Origin of the sequence: Gloeocapsa sp. PCC 7428, assembly GCF_000317555.1 — a bacterium.
Taxonomy (GTDB): Bacteria; Cyanobacteriota; Cyanobacteriia; order Cyanobacteriales; family Chroococcidiopsidaceae; genus Chroogloeocystis.
Genome location: NC_019745.1, coordinates 4,424,335 through 4,449,383, shown reverse-complemented (window position 1 = coordinate 4,449,383; position 25,049 = coordinate 4,424,335). Strand labels below are relative to the sequence as shown.

Here is a 25,049-nt window from a genome sequence, read left to right as displayed (position 1 = left end):
ACTATTTACTCTCTTTTGCGCGCGGTTGCATTTGTTCAGCAGCAGGCGCTGTAGTAAACGATACCGATTGCAACGGCTGTGCAGTTGATTGAGTGATAGAAGGTTGACTTGCAGAATTGATGAATACGCGATCGTGCGATAGCCAACGTAAACCGCCAAGTTTGTCGTAGTTAGATGCGATCGCTAAAAACGCACCACCCAAAATGTAGATTGGTAACGGTAGCGAAAACTGCTTCATCCATTGAAAAAGCTCAGCGAGAGCAAATAAAAGTACAAAGCAAGCTAGCCAAACCTTCATGATTCACACCTGTCCATTTTTGCTATCTAGCAGGATACTTGATTTTTTGTTAAAAGGTGTGTGAGGAGTCGTAGAGCAATAATTATCAACAATTAAATGATACTGCGTATGGAAATATTGCTAGGAGTTTCGCAGTATAACTTTCATCATCAATTATAGTAGTAGCTTGCGAAGCGGAAGGGCAATCAGATTCTCAAAACGTGGAAGCTAAACTAAAACTTGAGATTTCAATCGGTAAGGGAAAAGTTCTATGCAACCACCGGCATCAGAAATTAAACAACGCATTGTAGAACTACGGCAATTGCTACAAAAAGCAAGCTACGCCTACTACGTGTTAGACGATCCGATCGTGGAGGATGCCGTTTATGACCAGCTTTACCGCGAATTACAACAGCTAGAATCTCAGTATCCGCAGTTCATTACACCAGATAGCCCAACACAGCGCGTCGGGGAAAAACCTGCAACTCAATTTTCCTCAGTACGCCATAATGTACCGCTCTATAGTCTAGAAAATGCGTTTAATATCGATGAACTAAAGGCTTGGCAAGAACGCTGGAAGCGTCACGCGCTTAAGGTAGAATCCGCAGAGTACGTGTGCGAACTGAAGATCGATGGTTCCGCTTTAGCTTTAACTTATGAAAATGGCATTCTTGTACGCGGGGCGACGCGAGGTGATGGAATTGTAGGAGAAGACATTACGCAAAACGTGCGGACAATTCGCGCGATTCCCTTACGGTTGAATTTAGACAATCCCCCCAGCCGTGTGGAAGTGCGCGGCGAGGCTTTTTTACCATTAGAGGTATTTCAACAAATTAATCAGGAACGGCGCAATGCAGGAGAACAATTATTTGCCAATCCGCGTAACGCAGCCGCCGGAACTTTACGCCAACTCGATTCACGAGTTGTGGCGCAGCGAAGACTTGATTTTTTTGCTTACACGTTGCATATTCCAGGAATGGATGATGCCAGTATTGCGCGCACGCAATGGGAAGCTTTGGAATTATTGCAGGATATGGGTTTTCGGGTAAATCCTAATCGCGAACTGTGTCCTTCAATTCAAGAAGTTGCCGCTTATTACAAGTATTGGGATACCGAACGGTTAAATTTAACATACATGACCGATGGTGTCGTCGTCAAAATCAACTCGTTTGCGCTGCAAGAACAATTGGGCTTTACACAAAAATTTCCGCGTTGGGCGATCGCGCTTAAGTATCCAGCGGAAGAAGCCCCGACGCGCGTCGAAAATATTGCTGTCAATGTCGGGCGAACTGGCGCATTAACGCCACTTGCTGAAATGCGTCCTGTGGAATTAGCGGGAACGACTGTATCACGGGCGACGTTACATAATAGCGATCGCGTCGCGCAACTCGATATTCGCGTTGGCGATACGGTGATTGTGCGTAAGGCTGGTGAAATTATTCCTGAAGTAGTGCGCGTTTTAAAAGAACTACGTCCTGATAATACTGTACCTTTTCAGATGCCGACTTCTTGTCCGGTATGCAATCAACCTGTGATTCGTCCTGAAGGTGAAGCGGTCACGCGGTGTGTGAATGCTTCGTGTCCTGCGATTCTCAAAGGGGCGATTGAACACTGGGTCAGCCGCGATGCGCTGGATATTAACGGTATGGGAGAAAAGCTGGTGCAACAACTCGTACATCGTGAATTGGTGCATTCGGTTGCTGATTTGTATGATTTAACCGCGACGCAGTTAGAATCGCTTGAACGTATGGGGAAAAAATCGGCGGAAAAATTAGTGGTTGCGATCGCGCACTCGAAATCGCAACCTTGGTCAAGGGTATTATACGGACTCGGTATTCGTCATGTGGGTAGTGTGAATGCGCAGACTTTAACGCAGCATTTTCCAACTGTAGAAAAGTTAGCTGCTGCAACTCCTGAAGATATCGCCGCAGTATATGGTATTGGTGCTGAAATTGCGCAATCGGTGCATCAGTGGTTCCGCATTCCGGCGAATCAAGTTTTAATCGAACGGTTGCAAGCTGCTGGCTTACAATTAGCTCAAGAAAGCACAACATCGGCTGTTGAGGCGAGTCCTCTTAGTGGTAAAACTTTTGTGATTACAGGGACATTGCCGACTTTAAAACGCGATGAGGCTAAAGCTTTAATTCAAAATGCTGGTGGTAAAGTGACAGAATCTGTGAGTAAAAAAACGGATTATGTTGTTGTTGGGGAAGCTGCTGGTTCTAAGTTGGAGAAGGCACAACAATTAGGGGTTACTTGTTTGTCTGAAGCGGAATTATTGGGGTTGCTAAAGGATGTAAATGGGTAGAAATTAAAAGAAATTTTTACACATCAAACAAAATTGTTTGTTAACAGTATTTTTTAACGAACCACAGAGACACGAAGGTCACAGAGGAAAGAGATGGTGAGAGATCTTGATAAAGATTTTAGGCTTGTTATATCTGTTAGTTAAGCTATTTCTGATTTCATTTGTGCGAAACATAAGTGAAAGAAAAATTTCAAACCTCATAACTGTAGATATGATCGCTCTGAGGATAGATGTGATGTTTTGGTGCGTTGGATATAAAGTTCGGCAAGCTTGAAGAAGTCGTAGTAGGCTGTGAAAATTTTATTTGTGGAGTTATTAGGAGGAATTGGGGATCTGATCATTGCGCTACCTGCAATTAAAGCGCTGGCTTTGACTTATCCTCAATCTCAGGTTACGGTTCTGACTTTTCCTCCTTACGGCGAACTACTGCAAGCAGATCCTCTTATTTATGAGGTTGTTTATGCTCAAAAGGGTGAAGTGCGTCAAGCGATCGCCCAGATTCTAGCGCAACAGCATTTTGATATCGTTGTTTCTGATACTAACTATGATGGTATTGCCGATTTAATGAGTCAGAGTGGCGCGCAACGCATCGTGACGAATTTATGGCGCAATCCTCCTGACAATCAATTGGTAAGCGATCGCTTTTTGCAAATCCTCCAGCACGAGGGTTTAATCGCACTGGAGGCGATTTCTAAAGCAAAACCTTGGATTCGCCTGCTAGAAGCTGAAATAGTGCAAGCTAAACAAGCGTTTGGCGCGGCATACCGCCCGATTGTTTTTCTCATTCCTGATGCGGGAATGCAAATTAAGCGCTGGTCGAAAGTCAATTTTGTGACAGTTGCCCAAACCTTGCAACAGCAGTATAACGCGACGATTGTTGTTGCAGGAGGGGATAAGTTTGCCTGCGAGATTGCCCAAGAAATCGGTGAAAGCGCCCGTGTTTGGCAGCGGGGAACTTTGCGCGAATTGGCAGCAGGTTTAGCCCAAGCAGATTTAGCGATCGCGGTTGATACAGGACCTGCACGGATTGCGGCGGCGCTTGATGTACCAACGATAACGTTATTTGGTCCATCTTGGCACGGGCGCTACGGTCAACCTATACCACATATCAATTTACAAGGTTATCCTGATTGCAGTGAGCGAAATATTGCTAATTTCACCGAACAAAGCTGCTGGTATAGTGGAATTTGTCCTTTTGATTGGGATAGCTGTACGCAAGAAATTACGCCGCAACAAGTCTTGAGTGCAGCCGCAAAGTTACTACATCAGAAACCGCGATCGCTGTTGAGGCTACCAGAAAATCGAGAAAGTGCCAACCAGTGGCAAAATCTGCGCAACATCTTGGTGATGCGTCTCGATAATATCGGGGATGTGATTATGACTAGTCCTGTCCTCCGTACGATTAAAGAAAACCTCCCGCAAGCAAAGTTGACTTTAATGGTAAGTCCCGCCGCAGCGTCCACCGCACCGCTTTTGCCATGGGTAGATGAAGTTTTACCTTGGCGCGTCGTTTGGCAAGATTTGGGGCGCTTGGATTTCGATCCTGCTAGAGAGTGGGAAATGATTGAGATATTGCGCCAGCGCCAGTTTGATGCAGCAATTATTTTGACCAGTTTTAGCCAAAGTCCTTATCCGGCGGCGCTAGCGTGTTATCTAGCAGGTATTCCTTTACGCTTAGGCGAGTCGAAAGAATCAGGGTTGGGTATTCTTACTGATTTTATTACTTCGGCACCCGATGAAATTCATCAAGTCGAGCGTAATTTGCGGTTGATTGAAGCGGTGGGGTTTCAAGTCAGCGATCGCCGTCTTAGCTTACACATTCCCAATTCTGCACCATTTCCCGATCCCTATATTCTGCTGAACCCCTGGACAAGTTGCGAGTCGCGTAATTACGATACACAACGGTTTGCGATCGCCGCGCGTCAACTGGCTGAAATAACTCAATTACCAGTCGTCGTCACAGGTACATCTAAAGACAGCGATCGCGCTCGTCCGTTACTTGATATTTTAGGTGATTGGGCAATTAATAGAATCGGTGCAACAAGTTTAACCGAATTTGCTGCGGCGATCGCTCATGCTCGACTCGTTTTAACTAACAATACTTCAGCAATGCATATCGCTGATGCGACAAATACTCCTATTGTGATTCTCTTTGCTGGAACCGAACTCGAGTGTCAATGGCAACCTCGTTATACATCGGTAAAAATTTTGCGTCGTCCGACAGTCTGTAATCCTTGTTATACCTTTAATTGTCCGTATGAATTAGAGTGTTTGGATATCCCACCCGACCAAATTGTGACTGCGGGATTAGAATTATTGAGTTGATGACTAAGATTACGCTGATTACTGGTTCTTATCAAAGCGATCGCTGCGGTATCGCCCATTATAGTACGTGTTTGCGCCGCGAACTTGCTCAGTACGGCGTTGATTCGATTGTTCTCACTACCGAGGCGGCGGCACAGGCAGCGCCTGAAACTGATGTCAGAGGAGTTGTTAAAGACTGGGGATGGACGCAATTATTTCCGCTAGTACAAGCTATCATCACCACACCAACAGACCTTTTGCACATTCAACACGCCGCCGGAACTTACAGCTTTGAACGCGCTATTTTTCTTTTGCCACTTTTGTTGCGAATATGCGGCTACCAAAAACCGATTGTAACGACGGTACATGAGTATGGCTGGTGGGAATGGCAACCACCAATCATTCCTCCCCAAATGATCGAATGGTTAAAAATGTGGGGACAAAAGCATCGATGGTGGGACCGCGAAGATGGTTTTTTATTAACTGGTAGCGATGCAATTATTACAACTAATGCTGAAGCAGAAAAGGTGATTCTTCAACGCTTACCGCATTATGCTAACCGTTTACATCGAATTGCGATCGCCGCGAATATTGAAGTTGCCCCGATTGACCGTCAGCAAGCAAAACAGCAACTGCGTCAGCAATACAATTGGTCGTCAGATACCTTAGTGATTGCCTTTTTTGGGTTTCTGCATCCCGTCAAAGGTATTGAATATTTGTTGTCAGCATTTGCAAAAATCGCAGTGCCAAATTCACAAGTTAGGCTGATATTAATCGGCGGTGTAGAAAGCCTCGCATTGCCACAAGCACAAGCAAAGCAGTATTGGGATAAGTTGCAAGGACTCATTGCCGAACTTGATATCACTAGCCAAGTGGCGATGACAGGATACGTCGAGGCGAAATTAGCGTCTTATTACCTATCGGGTGCGGATATTGGCGTTTTACCTTTTAATCATGGTGTAACGCTCAAAAGCGGCTCGTTACTGGCAATGTTAGCGCATGGTTTACCTGTGATTGCGACTCGTTCGACTCCTCCCGATCCTGATTTATCAGATGCGATGCTAGAAGTTATACCCACGCGCGATGTGGAGGCATTAACAGAAGCTTTACTTAAACTCGTTTATAACCCGCAATTGCGCGATCGCCTCAGCATAACAGGTCGCATTTTTACCCATCGCTTCTGTTGGTCATTTATTGCTAAAAAACACCTCGATATTTATCAAGAATTACAAAGTAAGCGCTAACCTACAATAAGCTCCTCTTAACACGCTGCTATTGCCATCTCAATTAATTGATGCCTGCCAGTTCTTCTGCATTTTGGCAAGGTTTGCAGCAAAAATAATCTTACAATCATTATATAGCAGTTAGCAATTAGCTTTTTTGAAAGCCTTGTCTTGAAAACTCCCCTCAAAGCGGGGAACCCGCAACTTAGGATTATAAATGTCCTTATCTTAATACGTCTTGCTATAGTATTTTATACACCGCAGAAGTCGGTAAGAATAATCGATATATCAGAGGAAGTAAAAGGAATTTATAAACCTTTTGATAGTTGCGATTTTCAGGAAAGTTTTTCTATTGAACGTTTGTTAATTGAAGCATATTAAATGCGTTAACTGTCATATTTTACTAATCAAGATTACTTAGATTTTTTTTAGATTTGTTCGTCAGAATCGATAGAATAACAACACATATAAATGAAATTTTCATTAAAATAGATAAAAGACTGTTCTATATAAAAAGTCTTGATTGAGTAAAAATTATGACGCAGATATACCTAAAATATTGCCTCATAAAAAAGAAAAATCCAAACAGCTAGTTTCTTAATAATTCTGTATAAAAAAACACAAAAAACTTTTCGTTTTTTAATGTAGACGTGCAGTGAGTAATAAATTTTCTGTTAATACAACACAGTTTATTCAAGTTGCGCGTAACGTTGCTTACACCGTAACTGAACTTTTAAATGCGCAGGCGATCGTCATTAATCAAAACAATATCATTGTTGCTAGTAATGAATTAGACCGAGTAGGTAAAATTCTCGACCGTAATGCTCAACCAAATAACTATATAAGCGTTCCTTTATACTGCAAAACAGAGGTAGGAGAAGTTATTGTTGGGCAATCTATCAGTGGAGAGATTGTGTCGCCGCGTCTAGCGAAAGCCTTAGTAGAATTAGTGATTAATCAGGCAACAGTACTCAACCATCAATCAAACCAGCAAACACTTAAGAATCAGTTTATTTACGACTTACTTCACGGTCAAATTGTCGATGAAACAGAAATTTTACGTCAGGCAAAACTGTTAGGGCTAAATCTCATGCCTCCGCGTGCAGTTATTTTAATTAATGTCAGCGATTGCGCTTTGCGCAGCACCGGAGGCGATCGCACAGCAAATGAATTGCATCAACATCGACTCGCGCAACTCGCAATTAGTAGTGTCGTTAGTTTTTTTCATTTACCAGATGATACAATTTGTGCCAATTTAGGTGATGGTGAAGTCGCAGTTTTAAAAGCTAGCGATACAAAAAATTTAGGTAGTTGGGCAGATAATAGCAAAAGTACCGAATCAATCAATGCTGTATGGGCAAACTTGACGGCGCTTAAACGTGCAGGAGATTCGTTATTATTACGTTTGCGTAACGATACAGGCACAGGTGTCAGTATTGGAATCGGTCGCTATCATCCTGGTATTCTCGGTTTAGCGCGATCGTACCAAGATGCGCGAATGGCGCTTTCACTCGGTCATCACTTTAACGGTAACAATCAAGTTTATTGCTTGGATCGTTTAGGCATTGCAGCATTTATTGGCATCGCTGACGAACAAACAAAAGTAGAACTCGCCAAGCATTTACTCACGCCGCTAGACTCGGAACCAGAATTGCTAATTACAATCGAAACATTTTTTGAGAAAAACTGTAGTTTCTCCGCAACCGCAAAACAACTTTCGATTCATCGGAATACGCTGAATTACCGACTAGATAAATTAACTTCGCTAACAGGTTTAGATCCGCGCTGTTTCGATCACGCGGTACAAATTCGCTTGGCGCTGCTACTACGGAAACTTCAAGGGTATGAAGCGACAAATAGCAAACAATCTCTACTTAATAAAAGCTTTTTTTAGGACTGGTTTATGCATAATCCGCAGTCCAGTGACAATCACCCTCTAAGAGTCGTTGTTTACACAGATTCAGCAGGAATTGGCGGTGCAGAAATGAGCTTGAGTCACTTAGTGGCGACAGTATCGAATGATATTGATGTAGTGGTATTAGGGACATCCCAAGTTGTCGTTGACGCGATCGCACAAAAACGCCCTCAAGCCCAAAAGTACGTTATTCCAGGTACAAAATATGCGCTACCTGCACATCTAGCTGCACTATTAGCGTTGCATCCTGATGTTGTGCATATTAACTTGTGTACTCCTTGGGCAGGTGCGATCGCACAATTTGCTGCGCTGATGCTACCTCATACACGAGTAGTGAGAGTCGATCAGCTACCGTTGCGGACAACAGATTTATTAACGTGGTGGCGGACACGGGTGCTTTGTTTACGTGTTGATGCTAGCGTTGCTGTTGGCGAAGCAAGTGCAAGATTACTTGAAGACTTCTACGCGCTTGGTCGTCATAGTGTGCTTTCTATCCCGAATGGCGTTCCTGATATTATACATATTCCCCATAAGACTGAAGGAATAACAATTGGTAGCGTGGGGCGGTTGGATGCGATGAAGGGTTATGATGTCCTGCTACAGGCGATCGCGTTGGTTGACAAAGTAAGATTAGTCATTATCGGCGAAGGTGGCGAAAGAACAGCATTAGAAAAATTAGCGATTGATTTACAAATCGGCGATCGCGTCAAGTTTATCGGTTGGTTAGATAATCCTCGTCCGTATCTATCAAAATTTGATATTTATGTCCAACCATCGCGATCTGAAGGCTTTCCACTTGCGATCGTTGAAGCCATGCTAGCATCACTTCCTGTTGTAGCAACTCGTGTTGGTAGCGTTGCAGAAGCTGTGATTGATGGTGAAACCGGATTTTTAGTCAACAAAAATGATGTTGCTGGTTTAGCTGCGGCGTTGTGTCGTTTGAGAAATAACGGCGAATTACGCTGGAAGTTTGGGCAAAAAGGTAGAGCGATCGCGCAAGCTTCTTTTACTGTAAAACACATGACTCGCAGTTACGAACGTCTCTGGTACAAGCTGGTAAATCAACCACGCGCTTCTCGGTTATTTGTCCCGCGTCCGAAAGATTAGATGGGTAATAGGTAATGGGTGATGGGGAATGGGAAAGCATTTAGCAATCAAACAAAAGCTAATAACAGCTAATCGCTGATTGCTGCCAAGGATCAATTACCAATTACCAATGACCAGTTACCAGTTTTTCAGTAGGGACAATAAATAAGTATTCTTTTTATAATTGGGCATTTGTCTAAATAATTGCTGCGGCAACGGCTAAATAATTGTGCATTTGCACAATGTATAAACTAGCTAGGTTCCCTAAGATGGTTTGACATAACGATGCAAGCAAGCTTATGAGTGTCAGCGATCGCATTGGCAACCCGTCGCGGATAGCAATAGTACGTAGTTTACCAGGACTTGGCGATCTTCTTTGCGCTGTACCAGCTTTAAGAGCGTTACGGACTGCTTTACCCGCAGCAGAAATTACTCTAATTGGCTTACCTTGGGCGCAAAGCTTTGTGCGCCGATTCGATTGCTACTTAGATGCATGGTTAGCTTTTCCTGGCTATCCAGGAATTCCCGAAGGATGGCATTCGCCGCAACGTACCAACGATGGCTTGACACAAATTCAAGCGCAAGCATTTGATTTAGCGATTCAGATGCATGGTAGTGGAATTGTGATTAATTCATTTACCGTGCTGTTAGGCGCAAAATGCAATGCTGGATTTTTCTTACCAAGACATTATTGCCCCGATCCTCAACGATTTCTAGCTTATCCAGAACACGCACCCGAAGTCAGACGACATCTGCAATTGATGGAGTTTTTAGGTGTACCTTTGCAAGGCGAACATTTAGAATTTCCGCTGTTAAAGTCAGACTGGTTGGAATTACAGCAAATTCCTGAAACTCGTTCCTTGTTACCAGGAAAATATGTCTGCGTTCATCCTGGCGCGAGTGTCAGCGATCGCCGTTGGTCGCCTGTGGCTTTTGCCCGTGTTGCGGATGCGATCGGCAAAATGGGGTTTGAGGTTGTTCTAACTGGAACCGCAGCAGAAACTGATTTGACTCAAACTGTTGCTGGGTTGATGCAGAAGTCTGCGATTAATTTAGCCGGACAAACAAGTTTAGGGGCGTTGGCTGCATTACTTAAAAATGCTGCTTTGTTAGTGTGCAACGATACCGGAGTTTCGCATTTAGCCGATGCCTTAGCAGTCAAGAGTGTTGTGATTTTCACAAATTCTGACCCAAAGCGCTGGTCGCCGTTAAATTGCGATCGCCACCGAGTTGTTATGCCTTCTGCATCTGATAGCGTAGCGGCTGTATTAGTTGAGGTACAAGACCTTTTACAGCGTGAGGTTGCGTATGCAAATTGACTGGCAAGAAGTCAAGCGTTTACTCGTTGTCGTTGTTGGCGATCCTGCGGTGATGCCAGCATTGCACAGGTTAAAAATATTAGCTCATGCAAAGATTACGTTACTCGCGACGCAACATTTAGCTGACACCGCTGGGCTATGCGCGATCTTTTGTACAACAAATTGGGTAAATGTATCAAAGGAAACAGGATTAGTTAAAAAATTATGCAACTTGCGATTTAATGCTGCAATTATTTTTACCGCTCAATCAGAGTCTCCTTATCCATTAGCTTACCTATGTTATTTAGCCGGAATTCCAATCCGTGTTGGTCAATCAAAAGAGTTTGGCGGTAGCGTTTTGTCGCATTGGATCAAACCACCTTTAGAAGACTTACCAAAAATCGACCCTCATCTTTATTTATTAGATGCTGTTAACTTTCCATTTACAGTAATCCCTGACCTCTAACCTCTAAGCAATGCGAATTTTTACTTGGCATATTCATGGCAGCTATCTTTACTATCTCACGCAGGCAAACCATGAGTTTTATTTACCAGTTTTACCAGGCAAACCTGAAGGATACGGCGGACGTAACCCTGGCTTTGCGTGGGGAGATAACGTGCATGAAGTTCCAGCGGAGGAAGTACGCCATTTAGATTTTGACTGTATTTTGTTTCAGTCGCGCAAAAATTATTTGCACGATCAATACGAGATTTTGTCGCAGGCGCAGCAACAGTTACCTTGCATTTACTTAGAACACGATCCGCCGCAGGAACACCCGACGAATACTAAACATATCGTTGACGATCCGAATGTGTTGTTAATTCACGTTACGGATTTTAATCGGTTGATGTGGGATAACGGGCGATCGCCAACTCGCACAATCGAGCATGGTGTTGTTATACCTGCGGATATTAGTTACAGCGGACAACTCGCGAAAGGTTTAGTTGTCACGAATGGTTTACGCAAGCGCGGACGCCGATTGGGTGCAGATATTTTTACGCAAGTCCGCGAATCGATACCTTTAGATTTAGTCGGGATGGATGCTGAATCTTTAGGTGGATTAGGCGAAGTTCCACACGCGCAATTACCAGCTTTTGCCGCTCAATATCGCTTTTTCTTCCACTCTGTACGCTATACAAGTTTAGGCTTAGCCGTCTGCGAAGCGATGATGCTGGGATTACCTGTTATTGGGCTAGCAACGACGGAATTAGTCACAGTTGTCGAAAACGGAGTTTCGGGTTATGTCGATACCAATATTGACCGCTTGATTGAGTCGATGCAAGAACTGATCGCCAATCCAGATTTAGCGCATCGCTTGAGTATAGGTGCAAAAAAACAAGCGCAACAACGCTTTAATATTCAACGGTTTACGCGTGACTGGGACGCGGCATTTTTATCTGTCGCTGGACGTTTATCAATTGCTTAAGTTGATTCAATGACGAAACGCATTGCCCTAATTAGCGAACACGCCACTCCTTTAGGTATCTTTGGGGGAGCCGATAGTGGCGGTCAAAATGTTTACGTCGGTCAGGTGGCAAAACACTTAGCTGCACTTGGCTACAGTGTTGATGTGTTGACGCGACGCGATCGCCCCCAGTTACCGGAGATCGTCGAGTGGCACAACGGTGTAAGAATCGTCCACATTACCGCAGGTGCTACCCAGGTGATGCCAAAAGAGGCATTGCTACCGTATATGGGGGAGTTTACAACGGCAGCGATCGCGTTTATGGATCGCCATTGGGATTATGACTTGATTCATGCCAATTTCTGGATGTCAGCGCTCGTGGCGGCGGAAATTAAGCGACAAAGAGGCATTCCGTTTGTCGTGACGTTTCATGCTTTGGGGCGCGTCCGCCGTTTTTATCAAGGTGATGCAGATAAGTTTCCTGACGATCGCTTTGCGATTGAAGATCGCATTGTGCGTGAAGCTGACAAAATTATTGCCGAGTGTCCCCAAGACCGCGAAGATCTTCTTACCCTTTATCACGCCGATCCGAACAAGATTGAGGTGATTCCTTGTGGAGTTGACCGTGGGGAATTTTGGCAAATCGAGCAAAATCAAGCGCGATCAGTTTTGGGTTTACCTGTTAATGAGCGGATTGTCTTGCAACTTGGTCGTTTAGTACCGCGTAAAGGTGTAGATAATACAATTTGCGGCTTTGCTCATTTAGTCAAACAGCATGGAATATCAGCACGGTTATTAATTGTCGGTGGCGAGTCGCATACTCCTAACCCGCAAATGACACCAGAAATTGCCCGCTTGAGTGCGATCGCGTCTTCGTTGGGGATCGGCGATCGCGTTATCTTTTTTGGCAATCGGGGGCGCGAGATTCTCAAATATTTCTACAGCGCAGCGGATATCTTTGTGACAACTCCCTGGTACGAACCGTTTGGCATTACTCCCCTAGAAGCGATGGCGTGCGGTACTCCAGCAATTGGGTCAAACGTTGGCGGAATTAAGTTTACGGTTAAAGATGGCGAAACAGGCTATTTGGTTGCACCGAATCAACCAGAAATTTTAGGCGATCGCTTAGCGTTTTTGTTTCAAAATCCGGCGTTGTTACAGCTACTCGGTAGACAAGCGATTCGTCACGTCGAGGGGCGCTTTACTTGGGAAAAAGTCACGAGTGAAATCGCGGCGTTATACGAATCAGTTTTAGCAGGTAGTCGGCAATGCGACAGTAGCTTTAACGAGTTGGCGATCGTGGAAAGCAGTTTTAATGAAGCAATTCAAGCTTTTCAAGCCGCAAAAACCGCATTAAGTCCCGCAATTATCTTAGCAGCAAAACAGTTAAGTCATTGCTTCGCGCAAGGCGGTAAAGTTTTGATTTGCGGTAACGGCGGTAGTGCGGCAGAAGCACAACACCTGGCGGCGGAATTTGTCGGGCGGTTTCGGTGTGCGTATCGCGCCGGATTACCTGCGATCGCCTTAACAGCTGATACAGCATTGGTGACGGCGTGGTCGAATGATGTCGGGTATGAAGATGTTTTTGCGCGACAGGTGAAAACTTTTGCGCAACCTGGTGATGTTTTGATTGGAATTAGTACCAGCGGGCGATCGCGCAATCTTGTTCAGGCGTTTCACGCCGCACGTCAGCAAAATATTTATCGTATTGCGCTGATTGGTGGTAATGGTGGCGAACTTTTAGACCTGGCGGATACTGCGATTCTAGTTCCCGCTAGCGATCCGCAACGCATTCAAGAAGTGCAGTTGATGGTTTTGCATTTGCTGTGCGAATTGGTAGAAGGGCAGTTATTAGCTGTACCGCTGTCAGTTAGTGAGATTCAAGAACAGGAAAGGGAATTGGTGGGGTAATTGGTAATATCGTTTCGCTTAAAAGTTGATGCATATGGGCAGCAGAGGGGCAGAGGGGCAGAGGAGAAATTATTTGTAGCTCTTTTTTAAGGAATTGGTACAGTTACCAATTACCAATTACCAGTTACCAGAATATTTACAAACTTAGGAGATGAATGATGCAAAAAGTAGCAATTGTTACAGGTGGTGGACGAGGTTTAGGCGAAGCGATTTGTCATGCTTTAGCTGATGCAGGAATAACGACAGTTGTTGCAGATGTGCGTGTGGAATCAGCCGAAAAAGTTGCACAAGATTTGCGGCAAAACGGTAAGGAGGCGATCGCTGTGTCGCTGGATGTTGCTGATAGCGAACAAGTTGCAACGGTGACGGATAAAGTCATTTCGCAGTATGGCAAAGTTGATGTTTTGGTGAACAATGCAGGTATAGATTTGACGGTTCCACTAGAGGAAATGCCTGTACAGGAATGGGATCGCATTCTTGGTGTCAATCTCACTGGACCGTTTTTGATGTCGCAGGCTGTGTTTCCAACGATGAAAGCGCAGGGAGGTGGTTCAATTATCAACATTACTTCGACTGCGGCTAAGCGGGCTTGGGCAAATGCTTCGGCGTATCATGCGAGTAAGTGGGGTTTGTTGGGGTTTTCGCACGCGTTGCACGTTGAGGGAAGACCGCACAATATTAAAGTGACGGCGGTGGTTGCGGGAGGAATGCAAACTCCGTTTTTGACGGAACGTTTTCCGGATATTGATATGACGACTTTGCAAGATCCTAAAAATGTTGCTCAAACTGTTTTGTATTTGTTGATGCAACCTGCTGAGACGGTGATTGCTGAAATTACGGTTTTACCGATGAAGGAGAGTTCTTGGCCCTAGTGAAGCGCAGAGAACGCAGAGGAAGAGAGGAAGGAGGAGAGTGAAGGCGGTTTTTTTGGATAAGGATGGGACTTTGATTGAGGATGTTCCTTATAATGTCGATCCTCTAAAGATGCGGTTGTGTGCGGGTGTGGTGGAGGGAGTGCAAATGTTGGCGGCGGCTGGTTATGAACTTTTTATTGTGACGAATCAGTCGGGTGTGGCGCGGGGGTATTTTCCTGAAAGTGCTTTGGTAGCAGTAGAAAAACATTTGCGTCAGGTATTGGGTGGTTTTGGAGTGGCAATTTCGGGTTTTTATTACTGTCCGCATCATCCGCAGGGAATTGTTAAAGAATTTGCGATTGATTGCGATTGTCGCAAACCGCGTCCTGGATTACTGAAAAAAGCCGCGCAGGAAAATCAAATCGATTTATGGCAATCTTGGTTTATTGGAGACATTTTGAATGATGTTGAAGCGGGTAATTTGGCAGGGTGTCGCACAATTTTGATTGATAACGGTAATGAAACTGAATGGCAATTATCTCGGCAAAGATTACCGCATCATATCGTTAAAGATTTAACTGCCGCTGCCAAGGTGATTACAGCACTTGATCGGACACTTGCGGGACTGTCAGCGAAGCGCGATAGCGCAGTGTCCTCATTAAATTTATAAAGTTAAAAATATGATTGCTGAAAATTATCTGGATCGCTGGGCAAATTTGCGGGTTTTGGTTTTGGGTGAAGCGATGCTTGATTGTTATGTAGAAGGTACGACGCATCGCCTTTGTCGCGAAGCGCCCGTTCCAATTGTGGATATGGGCGATCGCTTAGATGTTCCTGGCGGTGCAGCTAATACCGCAGCAAATATTCAGCGTTTAGGCGCAAATACGATCTTTCTTTCGGTTGTCGGTGACGATGACGAAGGCGATCGCCTGAAATCCACCTTACAGCATCAAGGAATTTCGACGCAATACTTGGTGACATCGCCACGTAGAAAAACTTTACTCAAACAGCGCATTACTTCAGATTCACAGCTACTTTTAAGATGCGATCGCGGTAGTACGGAAAGTATTGATTTGGAAATAGAACAGCAATTAATTGCTAGTTTGACTCATCTTTTTCCTAGGTGTGATGCTGTCGTTGTCTCTGATTATGGCGGCGGAATTATTACACCGCAAATCGTTCACACTCTAGCTCAACTTCAGCAAAAAAAACCAAGATTTTTTACGATTGATTCTAAGCAATTAACTCAATATCAATCAATTAGTGTCACTGCAATTAAGCCAAATTATCAACAAGCCATTCAACTTCTTTCACTACCAGCTTTACAAGGCGAAGTACGAATTCAGCAGATTGTCGATAGCGGAGCAAAATTACTGGAATTAGTTAATACTCAAATTGCTGCTATCACTCTAGACGCCGAAGGAACGGTCGTTTTTGAGCGCAATAAGTCCCCCTACCTCATTCCTTCTCAACCAGCGCGCAACAGTCAAACAACGGGCGCAGGAGATACATTTGTTGCTGGCTTAACCTTAGCTTTAGCAATCGGTGCAGACGTTGAAATTGCTACGTCAATTGCTGCTGCTGCTGCTGCTATAGTTGTCACTCAACCAGGAACAACAACGTGTAGTTTAGCCGCTTTACATCAGTCGCTTTCTGGTAATAAAAAGATAATTTATAGCCGTAAGATATTGGCAAGTTTAATTCAAGAGTTGCAACACAAACAACTTGTATTCACGAATGGTTGTTTTGATATATTACATCGCGGTCACGTGACTTATTTAAACCAGGCAAAAAATTTAGGCGATATTTTAATTATTGGTGTCAATAGTGATGAGAGTATTCGTCAACTCAAAGGCGAAAATCGTCCGGTTAATTGTTTAAGCGATCGCTTGGCAATTCTCTCTGCTTTAGAAAGTGTCGATTATGTCATTCCTTTTTCAGAATCAACACCCCGCGAACTGATTGAAATTGTGCGTCCTGATATCTATGTTAAAGGCGGAGATTATACGCCAGAAATGTTACCAGAAGTACCTTTAGTCGAAGCATTAGGCGGCAAAGTAGAAATCCTGCCGTATGTTAGTAATATTTCAACAACGGCGATTGTGAACCGAATTTATCAAACTTTTACGAAACAACCATCACATTAAATCAATATCATTGCTGCGATCGCAGCACATCCGATCCGCCTGGTACGGGCAAGGCATTGCCTTGCCCCTGCCCCTGCCCCCTGCCCCCTGCCCCTCACCCCGACTTCTACTATGTGGGATAATGCTAAAAAAATCTTGTGTGTGCGATTAGACACGATTGGCGATGTACTAATGACAACGCCTGCGATCAGTGCCTTAAAAAACTCGCATCAGGATCGCCATATTACATTAATGACTTCGAGTGCAGGAAGTGCGATCGCCCCATTATTAAAAGATATTGATGACTTAATTGTTTACGATTCTCCTTGGCTAAAAGCAACTGCACCTCGGAAAAATAGCGATCCAGAATATGCAATTATCGATCTCCTGCGAGAACGTGATTTTGATGCAGCGGTAATTTTCACCGTTTACAGTCAAAATCCTTTACCTACGGCTTTTTTGTGCTACATGGCAGGTATTCCTTTGACGTTAGCGCATTGTCACGAAAATCCTTATCAACTGCTGACGCATTGGATTAAAGATCCCGAACCAGAACAATTTATCCGTCACGAAGTGCAACGCCAACTCGATTTAGTTGCTAGCGTCGGTAGTACGATCGCCGATCAACGCTTGAAGTTACGCATACCAGACACAGCTAAAATCAGAATTCAATCGTTACTCGCAGAAATAGGAATCAATCAACAGCCTTGGGTTGTGATTCACCCAGGTGCATCAGCAATTTCGCGTCGCTATCCTCCCGAAAGTTTTGCAATTGTCGCGGAAAAATTAGTTCGAGATTACGATATTCAAGTGATTTTCACAGGAACCAAACCCGAAACAGAACTTGTTAAATCTATCCGTAGTGAGATGCGATCGCGATCGCATTCTTTCGTTAACCGTCTCAATTTAGGCGAACTTAGTGCTTTAATCGATGCAGCCCCTTTATTAATTTCTAACAACACCGCCCCTGTTCACATCGCCGCCGCAGTTGCTACACCTGTTGTTGACATATACGCTTTAACTAACCCGCAACATACTCCTTGGCAAGTTCCTAACCGCGTTATCTTTCACGATGTTCCTTGTCGCATTTGTTATAAAAGCATTTGTCCCGAAGGACATCATCACTGTTTACGCTTAGTAAAACCCGAAACCGTCATTAGTGCAGTCTTAGAACTACTATCTCAAGATACTTCAACTTCTGTGTCCAATTACCAGTTACCTATTACCAGCCGTTAGGCTAACTAACTGATGATTGATATTCTAATTCCTACTTATAACCGTCCAACAGCTTTAGCTGTAACGCTAACAAGTCTTTGCGCGCAAACTTACCGCGCTTTTCGCGTTATCATCTCCGATCAAACTGAAGACAAAGATGCAACTGAAACTCAAGAAGTTCAAGCTGCGATTCGAGTGCTTGAGAGCCACGGTCATCAAGTCATAGCATACAAAAACTTACCGCGTCGTGGTATTGCCCAACAACGCCAATTTCTTTTAGAAAAAGCAACCTCGCCTTATGTCCTTTATTTAGATGATGATGTCATTTGCGAGTCTTACGTCGTCCATAATTTATTAACAGCGATCGCCGAAGAAAAATGCGGCTTTGTTGGTAATGCATTTATCGGACTTAGCTTTCTTCACGACATCCGTTTGCACGAACAGCAAATTGAATTTTGGGATACGCCAATAACTCCAGAATTAGTTAAACTTGGTACTTCTGCTTGGGAACGTTGGAAACTGCATAATGCTGCAAATTTATATCACATTCAACAACGTTACAACATTACGTGCGATCGCCCGCACAAATATCGCGTTGCTTGGGTTGCAGGGTGCGTTTTATATGACAGATTAAAACTACTCGATGTCGGTGGTTTTCATTTTTGGCAAGAACTACCAACACAAGCTTGCGGCGAAGATGTACTTGCACAACTACGCGTTATGGCGCGTTATGGTGGCTGTGGTGTATTGCCTTCAGGAGTTTATCATCAAGAATTACCGACAACAATCAGCGATCGCAGTGTCGATGCACCGCAGATTTTACCGATTATGAACGGCTAATTATAGCACAGATTAGAGGTCAAAGGTCAAGGTTAAACTCTAGTTATAGTGGTGAAGGCTGATTCCAACGACCGGAGAAAACAAAAGTTTCCAACGGCTTACGAGTACGTGGAGACATTTCTCTTTGCCGCAATTTATCTGATAAAGTTTGCGGATCTCCGAGATAACCTAATGCGATCGCGGCGACTGGTTCATATCCTTCAGGAATACTGTAAATTTCTTTTGCTTTAGCAACGTCAAATCCTGCCATTTGGTGAATAAATAATCCTAACCTAGTCGCTTGAATTGCTAAGGTCGCTGCTGCTGCACCAACATCATGAAAAGCATGGCGGTTTTCGTTGCCGTTGCGCTCAAAGTACAATTTTGCTACACTCAACATCAATACTGGCGCGTATTGCGCCCACTCTTGATTTCCTTGTGCCAGAATACTGAGTAAGCGTTCAAATTCAGCTTTGTTGTCTGAAGTTGCAACAAGAAAACTCCAGGGTTGCTCGTTAAAAGAAGATGCTGCCCAGCTTGCGGCTTCTAAAATACTGCGTAGCTTGTCGGGTTCAACTGTCTGCGTTGAAAATGCTAACGGACTCCAGCGCTGTCGCAGTAGATCGTCAATTGGGTATTGAGTCTTAGCTATTTTGTCGATCATCTAAAGTAAACTCATCAACTTTCGCTTTCTTTACAGGTTAGCTTGGTTGTGAGAATATTCGCATCCGCCACGCAATGAATTTCCTACATGAAAAGAATTGTAAATAAATTTGCTACTAAATAACCCTGTTAATCTGCGTGAATTTACTTAGGAGGAGTAGCCCTGAAGAAAGTTGTAGGGCAATGGAACGATTTTAGTGTTGCTAAGAATTGCCAACTTGCATTAATGAAGAAAAGTTAGTAGCTTAGTTGAACTTAGCGTTTCAGTCATTATGACTAGCACTCAATTGATTAACTTACCACAACTACCAGAAATTATTGATGGATTGCCAAATATTTCGGGATGGGAAACTGAAGTTACATCGGTAGTACAGCATCAAAAACCGATCTTTCTATCGACAACGAACATTCGGCTAGAAGACATCACCGCTGGTTTTGCGATCGCCCTTCATATGCATCAACCAACAATTCCTGCGGGTGTCAATGGTGCTTTGATCAGTAACCTGCAATATATGTTTGAACATCCGCATGAAGGCGATAATCATAATGCAGGTCCTTTTAGCTACTGCTATAGCCGTATGGCTGATTTTATCCCTGAGTTAGTCAGTCAAGGGTATAACCCGCGCGTGATGTTAGATTACTCTGGCAATTTGTTGTGGGGATTGCAACAAATGGGGCGCGGCGATATTTTGGAAAATCTCAAACGCATTACGTGCGATCGCACTTACCAACCGTATGTCGAATGGCTAGGAACGATGTGGAGTCATAGCGTTGTTCCTTCTACTCCGATTCCAGATATTAAATTACATATTCAAGCATGGCAACATCATTTTGCTGCCATTTTTGGTTGGGAAGCTTTAGCGCGGGTGAAAGGTTTTTCACCTCCTGAAATGCATTTGCCGAATCATCCTGATACGCTGTATCAATTCATCAAAGCTCTACTTGAGTGTGGCTATCGTTGGTTAATTGTTCAAGAGCATACTGTAGAATCCTTAACAGGAGAACCACTGCAATTTAAACATCTTCCACATCGCTTGATTGCCCGTAATTCTGCGGGAGAAACTTTGAGTATTACGGCATTAATTAAAACTCAGGGTTCTGATACAAAGTTAGTCGGGCAAATGCAACCGTACTACGAAGCAAAAACATTATCGCGGCAAAATCTTGGTGCTGTTTCTATTCCACCCTTAGTGACGCAAATCGCGGATGGTGAAAATGGTGGCGTGATGATGAATGAATTTCCCCCAGCATTTAAGAAAGTATGGTACGAGCAAGATCGTCGTGTTGTGGGATTAACAGGCACAGAATATTTAGAATTAATTCAAGCTGCTGGGTGTCGATTTGAAGATTATCCAACGTGTCAAGCCGCAGGGCAATATCAAATTTGGCAAAGAGTGCAAAATGACTTTACTCCTGATGTCGCTGATGCGATCGCGCAAATCAAGCAAGCTAACCCAAACTTTCATATCGATGGGGCTTCTTGGACAAACCACATCAGTTGGGTCGAAGGATATGAAAATGTTTTAAGCCCAATGAATCAATTGAGTGCTTTATTTCATGAAAAAGTTGAGCGTCCGAATGTAGATACGAAACAACCTCAATATCGTCAAGCTTTGTTATACAACTTACTGCTACAAACAAGCTGTTTTCGCTACTGGGGACAAGGCGTTTGGACAGATTACGCGCGCACAATTTTCGAGCAAGGAACTGCTGTTGTCAATGCTAACTTTGTTGTTGCTGGTGGTTAGTTTTGAGTTAAAAGAATCTTAATAACTCACCCCTCATCATCGGCGTAACTTAATACTAGCTTTCTAATCACAGTTTTCCAGATTAACCCAGCGATAATTAAGCCAACACCTACTAGCCAAATTCGTTGTTCTACCCAAAAAGCTAAGAATAAACAAGCTGCTAAACCAATCCAAGCAATCCACTTCGGATAAAGCCGATCTTCATCGGGAATTTGTAATGCTGATAAATCGGTAATCGCATAGTAGATTAAAACAGCAAACGCACTAAATGACCATGTTGTTCTGACATCACCAATCAAAACCAAACAAGCGATCGCAGTTCCCATAATCAGTACTGCAATGTAAGGCGTTGTGCGTGATAAATTCATCCGTGCTACAAATTTAGGCATATCTCGACGCCGCCCCATAGCTAATAATACACGCGATAAACCTAAAACTAAATTCAGTAACACGCCTAATGTTGCTGTCACCGCACCAACAGCTAAAATAAGACCACTTCCAGGAATATTAAAGTTGCGTGCGGCAATTTCTAAAGGTGCAACTTGTTCGCTGGTGACTGCGCCTAAGGTTTGCGCGCCTACTGAGCCAATACCAACAACAATAACACCAATATAAAGCACCATCGTGATCGCAAGCGTTATGATGATTGCTCTGGGAATCGTTTTTTGTGGTTCTTTGACTTCTTCGCCGAGTGTTGCAATTCGTCCGTATCCTGTATAAGCAACAAACATCAATGCGGTAGCTTGTAAAACTGAAGCAACTGGATTATCTGCATCTGCGACAAACGGCGTGAAATTGGCAAATTCAGTCGCAAAAACCGTTGGTAAACCTGCCACAATAAAGAAAATTAGCGATAACAGCGTGATTGACACAATCGCAATATTGACAACGTTTGAGCGTTTCACTCCACCCAAAACAATCAACGTTAACACGACAACCGCTGCTAAAGCTGTAGGTACTAAGTACGTGCGATCGCTAATTCCTAAAACATTCAATAAGTAACCTGCAAAACCTAAAGCCGCCGTCGCTGCTGAAGCTGATTTCGCCACTAAAAACATCCATCCCGCAGTAAAGCCTAGCCATGGGGTAAGGTATTTATAGCCATACTCGTAAGCACCGCCACTCACAGGATGACTCGCGGCTAGTTGAGCGCTATTTAAGCCATTACAGACTGCTACACACGCCGCGATCGCCACTGAAATAATCACCGCAGGTCCGGCGACGCCCGCCGCAATTCCCGTGCTGACGAACACGCCAGCGCCCACAATTGAACCTAAACCAAGCGCGATCGCACCGACGACTCCTAATTCTCGCTTGAGTGATTGTGATGATTGCGGCATAATTTGTTTTTACTGAACAACTCGCGATCGCATAATAATGCATTCTGAGTCAGAACTTATTTCATTTGCACTTGCGTCAGGTTTTTGAGTTTGTGCATCGTCACCTATTTACTGCTTGTTGTTGTAGTTGTTCAACTTCGGGTGGTACAACAGGTTTGTAGAATGTAGCAACTTCCCAACTTTGTGTTAGCCTGCCCCAAAGGGTAGAAGCTAAAAAATAGCTGCAATATAACCAGTAGATATTAAAGAACTTTGAGCGAGGGGAGTTGCTAAAATTCCACTAAGAAAGCCGCATAGTGCCAGGATTAAACCAGCAATATTCCAAATATCACCTGATGGTAAAGCTCGCGTAAGACGTTTTATAATCTTAAGGCGATCGTCAACAGCATCACCTCAAAACTACATAGGTTCATCTCATTCGTCGTTAAATTTCAGTTAATAGCAGGTTAAAATCACTCAAACTATGACTAATTTATAACTACAGGAATAAATTTTTATGAGCTATTTTTTCCTTCTCAAAGTTTATCTTGTATTTCTTTTTACTTAACTGCTTGGGCACTTAATTTTAGCAATTTTCACCAAAGTATAACCCTTCAGAACTATCTCTGCTTTTGGAGTGATGTTTTTGCATGACGACAAGTTAAAAAATTAGGAGAAAGTAACAAATAAACAGAAAAATCATGAATTCAGAACAAAACAAACCCAATATTCCAGCAGGCTACACCGCTGACGATACAATTGGTGTTACGCCTGATCTTGCCACTGATGAACTAGATCAAAGTGCTGTAGATCAAGAGCCACAAAATACTGATACACAAACTCCTGATGATACTGCACCCGCTCCAGGGGAAAATGTTGTTGATCGTCAAATAGATATCATTGCTCGGATGTAGAAAAGATAACGGTTTCATTACTTACCTACGTCAGAGTTTTGAATTGTGTAACTGGTAATTGTTGAGATATATTGTTCTCAATTACCAGTTATCTATAACTAGCCTTTACTGCTTACCTAGTAACGCGTAAAATCTTATCCTGACCAGCGGGACAGCTACCTCTGCCATCACAGTTACTTGTTGTGATGTAAAGTTCGCCATCAGAACCCATTACAGCGTCGCGTAACCTACCATACTCGCCTTGTAGATAAACTTCGTGCTGTTGAACTTGTTGAGAATTAGGCTCAAAGACGACGCGATGCAAATGTTCCGATCGCAGTGTTGCAATCATTAAACTACCTTGCCATTCAGGAATTGCATTTCCGGTGTAAACTGCTGCGCCTCCTGGAGGTGCGGCTTGTCGCCAAACTAATGATGGCGTCACCAATCCTTCTTGAGTTTCACAACGGTAAATTGTCGGCCATCCTAAATTATCACCTGCGCTGGCAACGCTAACTTTATCATGACCGCTTCTACCGAGTTCGCCACTCGGACCGTGATCTGTTACCCACATTGTCGAATCATTCGCCCAATCAAAGCCTTGGGTATTGCGAATTCCGCTGATGTATACAGGATTACCTGGAAATGGATTATCCTGCGGAACTTCACCATCGGGTGTCACTCGCAAGATTTTACCTGCTAAGCTATCAACGTCTTGAGAAATATCCGGCTTACGCGCATCGCCAGTACCGATATAAAGCATTCCATCAGGACCAAAACGAATTCGTCCGCCATTGTGATACAGTGCAACCGGAATATCATCAACAATAATGCGATCGGCGGTGGCGCTCGTACCATCTTGTGATAATTGCCAACGCTCGACTCGATTGATTGGCGTTCCGTTGCGATCGGCGGTGTAGTATACGTAGAATAGTCGGTTTTGTGCGAAGTTAGGATGGGCTGCAATACCTAATAACCCACCTTCACCGCTATCAGTTACATTAATTGTGGCAACAGGTGCAGGTTGTAATTGACCGTTGCGGACTAACCGCACTCGTCCTGGTCTTTCTGTCACCAACATATCATTGTTCGGTAAAAACGCGATTCCCCAAGGAACTTCCAAGCCTGTGACAACTTCTTCAACGCGGATATTAACTTGTCCTTGCGGTCCTGCGCCTTGTGGTACTAAAGTACACGCTTGTTGATTTGCACTTGTTAGCTGCGATCGCGGTGATTGAGTAACGTTTTCACTACTAGAAGCTTGTTCTGTGGATTGTACTCCACAAGCTGCAACACCTAATGTACTAATTCCTGCTACGATGCTGGCAATTATTCTTGTCAGCTGCATTTTTCTCCTCCAATTATGTTAATTTGTTTGATTGAAGTGGGCAATTAGAAATCGCGCTTACACAGACAAAACCCGCGCAGGCGGGTTTAATTTGGTGATTAGACAACATTTATAATTTTTAATTAGCAATTTTGATTCAACCAATTGTTTTTAAAGTCTTCATTTATCAGCTAATGAAATTGCTCACTTGTTCGATTGGTAAATCTTACTGATTTCATCAAAGTATGTATTTAATCATTGTAGCGTAATATTAGAAGCCAAGCGGTGTGGTAATGTCTCTGTCTTCTAAAAATTTCTTCCTATGGATAGAAGACATAGAATTAAGTAGAGCTAATT

General features: G+C 43.7%; 20 protein-coding genes. 16 read left to right on the top strand and 4 right to left on the bottom strand.

What is annotated here, in order from left to right:
• Position 1: 1 nt before the first annotated feature.
• A complete protein-coding gene (locus GLO7428_RS19565) occupies positions 2-298 on the bottom strand; it encodes a hypothetical protein (protein WP_015190311.1) in 297 nt (98 codons plus the stop codon).
• A 250-nt stretch (positions 299-548) separates the two neighbouring features.
• Here GLO7428_RS19565 and ligA point away from each other — a divergent pair, with 250 nt between their 5' ends.
• The 14 genes from ligA (at position 549) to GLO7428_RS19490 (ending at position 18,763) form a co-directional block, all read left to right on the top strand.
• A complete protein-coding gene (ligA, locus tag GLO7428_RS19560) occupies positions 549-2,585 on the top strand; it encodes an NAD-dependent DNA ligase LigA (protein ID WP_015190310.1) in 2,037 nt (678 codons plus the stop codon).
• A 291-nt stretch (positions 2,586-2,876) separates the two neighbouring features.
• Entirely contained in the window at positions 2,877-4,910 is a 2,034-nt protein-coding gene (locus GLO7428_RS27445; RefSeq protein ID WP_015190309.1) for a glycosyltransferase family 9 protein, read from the top strand.
• Entirely contained in the window at positions 4,910-6,133 is a 1,224-nt protein-coding gene (locus GLO7428_RS19545) for a glycosyltransferase family 4 protein (RefSeq protein ID WP_015190308.1), read from the top strand. The genes GLO7428_RS27445 and GLO7428_RS19545 overlap by 1 nt, the downstream gene beginning before the upstream one ends.
• Before the next feature lie 634 nt (positions 6,134-6,767).
• Positions 6,768-8,006 (top strand): CdaR family transcriptional regulator, encoded by a 1,239-nt coding sequence (locus GLO7428_RS28625; RefSeq protein WP_015190307.1) that lies wholly within the window; start codon positions 6,768-6,770, stop codon positions 8,004-8,006.
• 9 nt (positions 8,007-8,015) lie between these two features.
• Positions 8,016-9,134, top strand: a complete 1,119-nt coding sequence (locus GLO7428_RS19535) for a glycosyltransferase (protein WP_015190306.1) — start codon at positions 8,016-8,018, stop codon at positions 9,132-9,134.
• 278 nt (positions 9,135-9,412) lie between these two features.
• The gene (locus tag GLO7428_RS19530) at positions 9,413-10,432 is read left to right on the top strand and encodes a glycosyltransferase family 9 protein (RefSeq protein ID WP_015190305.1); all 1,020 of its coding nucleotides are present in this window, start codon (positions 9,413-9,415) and stop codon (positions 10,430-10,432) included.
• The gene (locus GLO7428_RS19525) at positions 10,422-10,877 is read left to right on the top strand and encodes a glycosyltransferase family 9 protein (protein ID WP_015190304.1); all 456 of its coding nucleotides are present in this window, start codon (positions 10,422-10,424) and stop codon (positions 10,875-10,877) included. Before GLO7428_RS19530 ends, GLO7428_RS19525 begins: the two co-directional genes overlap by 11 nt.
• 10 nt (positions 10,878-10,887) lie before the next feature.
• Positions 10,888-11,838 (top strand): glycosyltransferase, encoded by a 951-nt coding sequence (locus GLO7428_RS19520; protein WP_015190303.1) that lies wholly within the window; start codon positions 10,888-10,890, stop codon positions 11,836-11,838.
• A gap of 9 nt (positions 11,839-11,847) precedes the next feature.
• Positions 11,848-13,728: a glycosyltransferase gene (locus GLO7428_RS19515; RefSeq protein WP_015190302.1), complete on the top strand. Its 1,881-nt coding sequence runs from the start codon at positions 11,848-11,850 to the stop codon at positions 13,726-13,728.
• 155 nt (positions 13,729-13,883) lie between these two features.
• Positions 13,884-14,600, top strand: a complete 717-nt coding sequence (locus GLO7428_RS19510) for an SDR family oxidoreductase (protein ID WP_041918701.1) — start codon at positions 13,884-13,886, stop codon at positions 14,598-14,600.
• Positions 14,601-14,640: 40 nt separating this feature from the next.
• The gene (locus GLO7428_RS19505; protein WP_015190300.1) at positions 14,641-15,252 is read left to right on the top strand and encodes an HAD-IIIA family hydrolase; all 612 of its coding nucleotides are present in this window, start codon (positions 14,641-14,643) and stop codon (positions 15,250-15,252) included.
• A 10-nt stretch (positions 15,253-15,262) separates the two neighbouring features.
• Positions 15,263-16,729 (top strand): D-glycero-beta-D-manno-heptose 1-phosphate adenylyltransferase, encoded by a 1,467-nt coding sequence (gene rfaE2 / locus GLO7428_RS19500; RefSeq protein ID WP_015190299.1) that lies wholly within the window; start codon positions 15,263-15,265, stop codon positions 16,727-16,729.
• A 141-nt stretch (positions 16,730-16,870) separates the two neighbouring features.
• Positions 16,871-17,944 carry a glycosyltransferase family 9 protein gene (locus GLO7428_RS19495; protein WP_196797398.1) on the top strand — a complete coding sequence of 358 codons (1,074 nt, stop codon included), beginning with the start codon at positions 16,871-16,873 and terminating at the stop codon, positions 17,942-17,944.
• 12 nt (positions 17,945-17,956) lie between these two features.
• Positions 17,957-18,763, top strand: coding sequence for a glycosyltransferase family A protein (locus GLO7428_RS19490; RefSeq protein ID WP_015190297.1), 807 nt, complete (start codon positions 17,957-17,959; stop codon positions 18,761-18,763).
• A gap of 43 nt (positions 18,764-18,806) precedes the next feature.
• Here GLO7428_RS19490 and GLO7428_RS19485 read toward each other — a convergent pair whose 3' ends face one another.
• Positions 18,807-19,406, bottom strand: a complete 600-nt coding sequence (locus GLO7428_RS19485) for a nitroreductase family protein (protein WP_015190296.1) — start codon at positions 19,404-19,406, stop codon at positions 18,807-18,809.
• A gap of 271 nt (positions 19,407-19,677) precedes the next feature.
• Between GLO7428_RS19485 and GLO7428_RS19480 the strand changes: the two genes are divergently transcribed.
• Complete coding sequence (locus GLO7428_RS19480) at positions 19,678-21,153, top strand: hypothetical protein (protein WP_015190295.1); 1,476 nt, start codon at positions 19,678-19,680, stop codon at positions 21,151-21,153.
• 26 nt (positions 21,154-21,179) lie between these two features.
• Here the strand turns inward: GLO7428_RS19480 and GLO7428_RS19475 are convergent, their stop codons facing one another.
• Positions 21,180-22,493, bottom strand: coding sequence for an APC family permease (locus GLO7428_RS19475; protein ID WP_015190294.1), 1,314 nt, complete (start codon positions 22,491-22,493; stop codon positions 21,180-21,182).
• Between the two features lie 680 nt (positions 22,494-23,173).
• On the opposite strand from GLO7428_RS19475, the gene GLO7428_RS19470 reads away from it, so the two are divergent.
• Positions 23,174-23,386: a hypothetical protein gene (locus GLO7428_RS19470; RefSeq protein ID WP_015190293.1), complete on the top strand. Its 213-nt coding sequence runs from the start codon at positions 23,174-23,176 to the stop codon at positions 23,384-23,386.
• Positions 23,387-23,498: 112 nt separating this feature from the next.
• Here GLO7428_RS19470 and GLO7428_RS19465 read toward each other — a convergent pair whose 3' ends face one another.
• A complete protein-coding gene (locus GLO7428_RS19465; RefSeq protein ID WP_015190292.1) occupies positions 23,499-24,713 on the bottom strand; it encodes a sorbosone dehydrogenase family protein in 1,215 nt (404 codons plus the stop codon).
• Positions 24,714-25,049: the final 336 nt, after the last annotated feature.